Raw genomic sequence first — 6,469 nt, forward strand, 5'->3', positions numbered from 1 at the left:
GCGATGCCGCGGCCGATGCCGGAAATCTGGTCGGCGTTTTTCAAGTCGACCAGTGGCTTCAGCAGCGACTCGATCTGGAAATTGACGAAACGCTCGGCACGCGCGGCAACCTTGTCGCGCGCCGGGCCGGTCAGTTGTTCGTCGGCCAGCAGCACCAACCGCGGCTTCAGCGCGTCTTCGCCTGATACAAGCGTGCCGATCGGCGCGCCGATCCAGCGCAGCGTGCCGTTCGAGCCGAGCGCGATGTCGCCATTGGCGCAGGCGCCGAAGCGTTCGGCGCGCGATTCGAACTCGGCGGCCAGCGCCTTCTGGGCAGCGGTGCGCACCGCCTTGGCGTCTTCGCCGCCGGCGGTCTGGTCGGCGGTGAAGCGGAACCCTTGCAACTCGCCGACATGGTGGCCTTCGACAAGGACGGTTCCGGTAGGGCTAATTTCGGCTTCAGGCATGGTATTTTCTCTAAGGCGCCGCATGAGGACGGAAGTCCTGCGGTCTACGAAGCGTTTCGTCAACCGCTCATGCAGCGCATCCGACAATCTGTCTTCGATTTCGCGCGTCTTTTCCTGCCAGTGTGCCTGATCGGCCAGCCAGCCGGGCCGGTTCGACACGAATGTCCAGGTGCGGATCTGGGCTATGCGATGCGACAGCGTGTCAATGTCGCCCTCGGTGGTGTCGGCGCGGCGCACCTGCTCGGCCATGTAATTCTCGTCGACATGGCCGTGGCGTGCGAGGTCCGTGTAGATCGAGGCAATGAGGTCGGCATGCTGCGCCGGCGCGATCCTGCGGTAGTCGGGCAGCGCGCAGGCTTCCCACAGCAGCGCCACGCGCTTGGCATTGGTGGTGAGCGCGCGGATGTCTTCGTCGCGCGACAGATGCTCGAGCGCCTGTGCGTCGACGGCAGGCAATGCCCGCGTCAGTCCCTCGACCGGAGCGTTGGTCTCGATCGAGCGCTTCAGCGCGTCGAGGCTGGCAAAGTCGAAATGCGCGGTGCGCCACTGCAGCACCTTCACCGGATCGAAATCGTGGCCTTCGATCTTCTTGATCAGCTCTTCGTCGAGCGGGTCGACCTGGCCGGTGACACCGAAGGTGCCGTCACGCAGATGCCGGCCGGCGCGGCCGGCGATCTGGCCGAGCTCGGCCGCGGTCAGGTTGCGGTACTGGAAGCCATCGAACTTGCGGTTCTGGGCGAAGGCGACGTGGTCGAGATCGAGATTGAGACCCATGCCGATTGCGTCGGTAGCGATGAGGTAGTCGACATCGCCGGACTGGAACAGCGCCACCTGGGCGTTGCGGGTGCGCGGCGAGAGCGCGCCGAGCACGACGGCGGCACCGCCCTGCTGGCGGCGGATCAACTCGGCGATGGCGTAGACCTCGTCGGCGGAGAAGGCGACGATCGCCGTGCGCCGCGGCAGGCGGGTCAGCTTCTTGGAACCGGCATAGGCAAGATGCGACAGCCTCGGCCGCGTCACCACCGAGACACCCCTCAGCAGGCGCTGCAGGATGCCATGCATGGTGGCAGCACCCAGCAGCAGCGTTTCCTGACGGCCGCGAAGGTGCAGGATGCGATCGGTGAAGATGTGGCCGCGCTCGAGGTCACCGGCGAGCTGCACCTCGTCGATGGCGACAAAGGCGGCGTCGGTCTCGCGCGGCATGGCCTCGACGGTGCAGACCGAATATCTGGCGCCCGGCGGCTGGATCTTTTCCTCGCCGGTGATCAGCGCAACCTTGTGGGCGCCGACCTTTTCGCAGACGCGGGCGTAGACCTCGCGCGCCAGAAGTCTGAGCGGCAGGCCGATGATCCCACTCTCATGCGCCACCATGCGCTCGATGGCGAGATGGGTCTTGCCGGTGTTGGTCGGCCCGAGCACGGCGGTCACGTCGCGGCCCGACAGGATCAGCGGCTCTGTGTGTTTGGGCTGGATGTTCATCAACCTAGAATAAGGCTTCTGGGACCTGGAAATAAGGCTTCTGGCCTCTGGTTGTCGGGAGCGTGCCTCAAATGGCGCGTATGACAGGCGACACATAGGGATTTCGGGCGCGAAGCGAAAGCGGAATGTTCCGCCGGCGGCGAGAAGGTGGTTTTGTCAAGCTTCCAATCGGCTGCGGATTAACGGATAGAACGAGTCTGGAACGAATCGGCGACGAATCAGTGACTCCTGCAGATTCAGCTTTTGTTCACGGCTACATGTGGATTTCGCGGCCGCGAGTCGCACCACATGCTGAATCGCTGAACTGGCCCGTTTCATGCTAAGAGGGTGTTGCCGTTAACCTTTGCCTGGAAACAATCACGGCGGCTAGGCGCGCCTCAACCAACATGATGAAATTGTTGATCTTTCTTAACCTGCGTTAAGCAGTTGGGCAGACGATTCCGGCTGTCGTCGTTAACGTTCGGCTCATAGCCGGAACGAATCGGCGACGAATCAGCGATGGCGCGATTTTCCCGATTTGTTCACCCCAATATCTTGTGTTGTGAACAGCTTATCCACCGAGAATCCACAGGTTACGAAGCAGCTTTCGCACAGGGCGGCGGGTGGCTGTTAACCTCTGCGTGCCGAATTGGGTCAGCTACGGTCGCGAGCACGTCAAAGGGACCGTGCCGGAAACGGGCCGGTGTGCCGGCCCGTCGATCTCCTACATCGCCACGTCGTCAGGCGAAGTATTGGCCGCCATTGGCCGTGATGGTCGAGCCGGTGATGAAGCCGGCATCTTCGGATGCGAGGAAGACGACGCAGCGCGCGATCTCTTCCGGTTCGCCGAGGCGGCCGACGGGGATTTGTGGGATGATGCGGTCGTTGAGCACCCTCTCGTCAATCGCCTTGACCATCTCGGTGGCGATGTAGCCAGGGCAGATGACGTTGACGGTGATGCCGGCGCGTGCTCCCTCTTGAGCGAGAGCCTTGCTGAAACCGATGTCGCCGGCCTTGGCGGCGGAATAGTTGACCTGGCCGGCCTGGCCCTTCTGGCCGTTGATCGAGGAAATGGTGATGACGCGGCCGAACTTGCGGTCGCGCATGCCGCTCCACAGCGGATGCGTCATGTTGAAGACGCCGGACAGGTTGGTGTCGATGACCTCTTTCCACTGCTCGCGCGTGATCTTGTGGAACATGGCGTCGCGGGTGATGCCGGCATTGTTGACCAGCACCGAGACCGGGCCGAGATCGGCCTCGACCTGCTTGATGCCGGCGGCGCAGGAATCATAGTCGGCGACCGACCATTTGTAGACCGGAATGCCGGTCTCGGCCTTGAATTTCGCCGCTGCGGCGTCATTGCCGGCATAGTTCGCGGCAACCGAATAGCCGACGGTCTTCAATGCGATCGAGATCGCCGCGCCGATGCCGCGCGATCCGCCTGTGACGATTGCTACCTTGGTCATGCGTGTTCCCTCCCTTTGGTCGGGAGAGCGAATAGGGAGTAGCGAATAGCGAGTAGGGATCTACGTCCCGTCGCGCTGACGCAATTCTTCCCTATTGACTACTCCCTATTTGCTACTCACTTCTTTTTCAGAGTGCTTCGATGCACATGGCGACGCCCATGCCGCCGCCGATGCACAAGGTGGCGAGGCCTTTCTTGGCGCCGCGCCGGCGCATTTCGAAGACCAGCGTGTTGAAGACGCGGGCGCCGGACGCACCGATCGGGTGGCCGATGGCGATGGCGCCGCCATTGACGTTGACGATCGAGGGATCCCAGCCCATGTCCTTGTTGACGGCGCAGGCCTGTGCCGCAAAGGCCTCGTTGGCCTCGACCAGGTCGAGATCGCCGACCGACCAGCCGGCCTTTTCCAAGGCCTTGCGCGATGCTGGGATCGGGCCGGTGCCCATAATCTGCGGATCGACGCCGGCGGTTGCCCAGGACACGATGCGTGCCAGCGGGGTGATGCCGCGCCTCACCGCTTCCGCCTCGCTCATCAGCAGCGCGCCGGCGGCACCGTCATTGATGCCGGAGGCGTTGGCGGCGGTCACCGTGCCGTCCTTGTCGAAAGCCGGTTTCAGCTTGGTCATGGCGTCGATCGTGGCGCCGTGGCGAATGTATTCGTCCTGGTCGACGATGGTGTCGCCCTTCTTGCCCTTGATGGTGACGGCGACGATCTCGTCCTTGAACTTGCCGGCCTTCTGCGCGGCCTCGGCCTTGTTTTGCGAGGCGAGCGCGAACTGGTCCTGGTCTTCGCGGGTGATCTGGAACTGACGCGCGACGTTTTCGGCGGTGTTGCCCATGTGATAGCCGTTGAAGGCGTCCCACAGCCCGTCCTTGATCATGGTGTCGATCAGCTTGAAGTCGCCCATCTTGACGCCGGCGCGCAGGTGCTGGGCATGCGTCGAAAGCGACATCGATTCTTGGCCGCCGGCGATGATCACCTTGGCGTCGCCGATGGCGATCTGCTGCATGCCGAGCGCAATGGCACGCAGGCCCGAGCCGCAAACCTGATTGAGGCCCCAGGCTGTGGTTTCCTTGGGCAGGCCGGCATTGATCGATGCCTGGCGGGCCGGGTTCTGGCCTTGCGCGGCGGTCAGCACCTGGCCGAGGATGACCTCGTCGACCTCGCCTGGTTCGACACCGGCACGCGACAGCAATTCCCTGATGACGACGGCGCCGAGTTCATGCGCAGGGGTGGCGGCGAAGGCGCCGTTGAAGGAGCCGACCGGCGTGCGCGCCGCACTGGCAATGACGATGGAAGCGGACATTTTCTTCTCCAGACTTCAAGGGTGTTGCTCTGTCGTTGGGGACTTTTCTTGCCCTTTCCCAACCCCAAGTCAAACCGGAAATGGGCATGGCGCCCATGCGCCGCAAGCAGGCCGTGCCTTGCCAGGGCGACCATTCGTCCATTGCTGCGCAGCATATTTTGCCTGCTATGCAGCATTTAGTGATCCCGCACTGCACAAACTGCTTGGAATTGTGAAGCTTTTGCGCATATCCTCAAAAAAAAGGCACAATCGTTATCGGCGGCTTGCTCAGAGGCGCGCCGGTGTCCCCGGGAGGATGTAGATGGCCGCTAAAGACGATCCGATCATCATCAAGAAATACGCCAATCGCCGCCTCTACAACACCGGCACCAGCACCTATGTGACGCTCGAGGACCTCGCCGAGATGGTCAAGAAGGGCGAGGAGTTCACCGTCCAGGACGCCAAGACCGGCGACGACATCACGCATCCGGTGCTGACACAGATCATCTTCGAACTGGAGAACAAGGACGGGCAGAACATGCTGCCGATCCCGTTCCTGCGCCAGCTCATCGCTTATTACGGCGACCAGATGCAGATGATCGTGCCGAGCTTCCTCGAACAGTCGATGCTTGCCTTTTCCAAGGAGCAGGAGCGCTTTCGCGAGCAGATGAAGGGGGCGATCGGCAAGTCGCCGCTCGACATGATGAAGATCACCACGCCGATCAAGGCGCTGGAGGAACAGACACGCCGCAACATGGAAATGTTCCAGAATGCGATGCGGCTGTTCACGCCGTTCCCGCCCGCCGGCACCGCGCCAGCCGCCGCGCCATCGCCCGAGCCGGCCAGGAAGGAAACGTCAGAAAAACCCGACGATCTTCAGGAACTGAAGGACCAGATCGCGGCCATGCAGCGCAAGCTCGACACGATGTCCTGAGCGCTTGGCGCTCTTGCAACCCTACACCAGCACGCCCTCATAGCGGCCGCGCGGCCTGATGACACTTCCGCTTGTGATCTGTTCGACCGTGTGCTCGGCCCAGCCGACGCTGCGTGCGAGCGCAAACAGGCGAAACGGCGCATCGCGCGGCAAGCCGAGGCTGCGCGTCAGCGCTGCCAGCCCAAAGTCGATATTGGGAAGCGCGCCGGTCGCCGCAAGGGCAGCATCGCGCAGCGAAGATAGTGTGCCGTCAACCTCGATCACCGACAGAAGCGCCGCCCCTCGGGGATCGCCGTCAGGATAGAGCTGATGACCGAACCCCGGCAATGGCCGGTCGTGGCTGAGCCAGCGCCGGATCGTCGCATCGGCGCCATGTCGGGCCGCATCCTCGGCCAGTTGCATCACCGCCTCGCCGGCACCGCCATGGCGAGGGCCTGACAGCGTCGCGAGCCCGGCCAGCAGGCAAGCGGCCAGCGGCGCGCCGGTCGAGGCTGCGACGCGCGCGGCGAAGGTCGACGCATTCAGTTCATGATCGGCAAGCAGGACAAGCGCGCGGCGGATCGCATTGGCGCCGCCGGCGTCCACCGACCAGGCCTGCGCCAGCCGCTGATGGACGGGATCTGGTCCTGCCGGTGCGCCCAGCGCGGCGACCAGCACGCCGACAGCGTGCGCGGCATCGGCATGCAGCGAGGCCCGGTTGCGCCCAAGCGACGGGCGCCCTTGGCCGGCAAGCACGGCAAGTTGCGCAAAAGCCGAGGCCCGGCCGGCTTGATGGGGCACATCCGGCGACGGTGCTTCGAAAGCCACCGGTTCCGGCAGAGCCCAGAGAATGGCGGCGGCTTCTTCCAGTGTGGCGTGCCCGGAGAGCACTGCGGCGTCC

5 protein-coding genes are annotated in these 6,469 nt (G+C 63.6%); 1 reads left to right on the top strand and 4 read right to left on the bottom strand.

The window, feature by feature from the left end:
* The 3 genes from EN984_RS18130 to EN984_RS18140 all read right to left on the bottom strand — a co-directional run.
* A partial coding sequence (locus EN984_RS18130) for a helicase-related protein (protein ID WP_206517442.1) occupies window positions 1-1,925 on the bottom strand: 1,925 nt, incomplete at its 3' end.
* A gap of 719 nt (window positions 1,926-2,644) precedes the next feature.
* Window positions 2,645-3,370, bottom strand: a complete 726-nt coding sequence (gene phbB / locus EN984_RS18135; protein WP_023814310.1) for an acetoacetyl-CoA reductase — start codon at window positions 3,368-3,370, stop codon at window positions 2,645-2,647.
* Between the two features lie 127 nt (window positions 3,371-3,497).
* Window positions 3,498-4,676 carry an acetyl-CoA C-acetyltransferase gene (locus EN984_RS18140; RefSeq protein ID WP_127270160.1) on the bottom strand — a complete coding sequence of 393 codons (1,179 nt, stop codon included), beginning with the start codon at window positions 4,674-4,676 and terminating at the stop codon, window positions 3,498-3,500.
* 301 nt (window positions 4,677-4,977) lie between these two features.
* On the opposite strand from EN984_RS18140, the gene phaR reads away from it, so the two are divergent.
* Entirely contained in the window at window positions 4,978-5,589 is a 612-nt protein-coding gene (phaR, locus tag EN984_RS18145) for a polyhydroxyalkanoate synthesis repressor PhaR (RefSeq protein ID WP_027037157.1), read from the top strand.
* A 21-nt stretch (window positions 5,590-5,610) separates the two neighbouring features.
* Here phaR and EN984_RS18150 read toward each other — a convergent pair.
* Window positions 5,611-6,469, bottom strand: an 859-nt coding sequence (locus EN984_RS18150; protein WP_127383862.1) for a citrate synthase, incomplete at its 5' end; no start/stop codon positions are given.

This window comes from Mesorhizobium sp. M7A.F.Ca.CA.004.12.1.1 (genome assembly GCF_003997835.1).
In the GTDB taxonomy this organism is placed as follows: Bacteria; Pseudomonadota; Alphaproteobacteria; order Rhizobiales; family Rhizobiaceae; genus Mesorhizobium.